We start from the raw sequence: 1,127 nt of genomic DNA on the forward strand, positions 1-1,127 counted from the left end.
CCTTCCACGCCGGTCTCCTCGTGCGGGGTGCCGACGGGTTTGGACTCCGGGGAGCCACGCTGGCGCAGGTAGACCGAGAGCACGACCATCGACAGGACGGCCAGGAACTCCGACTGCCAGTTCTGCAGGGTCCGGTTCCAGAAGTCGGCCGACACGACGTACTCCCCCCAGCCGAGGGGGTCCTGCAACTGGGCGAGCTGGCGGGCGTTGTAGGCGGCCGTGCCCGCCACCGACTGCGCCAGCCACGACAACACGAAGATCAACCCCATGAGCAGGCCGAGGGAGCGGCCATACAGGCCCTGGCGCACTCCGCCCACCCCGGCCCAGGCCGGACTGTCCGCGTCCGCGTGCCGGCCGATCTTCTGCTCGGCGTCGCTTTCCTCTCCCTGCTTACCCGGCTTCTTCGACTCGGGCGAGCCCCGCTGCACCAGCCAGACCGTGGCCAGGATGAACAGCAGGAACTGCAGGTACTCCGACTGCCAGTTCTCCGCCACGTCGACGGCGAAGTCGGAGGAGGTGACGTAGGCCGGCCACGACAGTGCCGTCCCGCCCTCGGCGAGCCGGTCGGCGTTGGCGGCGGCGTTACCGGCGAAGGACTGGCCGACCAGGGACAGCACGAACGCCACCAGGAAGAACAGACTCAGGCCGTTGTCCTTGACGAAGCGTCTCACCCGCTCCTCCCCCTTTTTCAGCGTTGCAGCAGGCCGATGACGAAGAAGCAGACCAGCCCGATCGCGATGATCGCCGCGGTGACGGTGAACATGAGGCGCATGTCAGGTGCTCACCTCACAGTCGTAGGGCAGGTCACCGCGAGGCGTGCAGCCCGCGCCGCGCACCCGCCAGCCCGCCGGGAAACGGTGCAGGAAGACGGTGTCGCCACTCAGCCGCACCCGGGCCTCATCCCCCCAGACCTCGACGTCCAGCACCTGCCCGCCGGGCAGGTCGAGCCCGCCGAGAGAGGTCTCGCACCTTTGATTCCCGGTTCGCAGGCTCTCGGCCGCCTCCGGAGCCAGCAGCGCGCAGGCCCGCTCCACCTGGCGGTCCCGCACGGCGGCGTAGAAGTCCTGCGCCGCCCGCTGAGCGGAAGGCGCGGCCGCGGACGCGCACCCCGCCACACACACCAGCAG

At 69.9% G+C, this 1,127-nt stretch carries 2 protein-coding genes; both read right to left on the bottom strand.

Annotated elements, in window-relative coordinates:
* Positions 1 to 671, bottom strand: a 671-nt coding sequence (locus tag ACTOQ3_RS43530; RefSeq protein WP_440089930.1) for a DUF6766 family protein, incomplete at its 3' end; no start/stop codon positions are given.
* Positions 672 to 773: 102 nt separating this feature from the next.
* Positions 774 to 1,127 (bottom strand): hypothetical protein (locus ACTOQ3_RS43535; protein WP_440089932.1); only part of this gene is annotated, 354 nt, incomplete at its 5' end.

The sequence above is a fragment of the Streptosporangium sp. LJ11 genome, from assembly GCF_051918945.1.
GTDB lineage: Bacteria > Actinomycetota > Actinomycetes > Streptosporangiales > Streptosporangiaceae > Streptosporangium.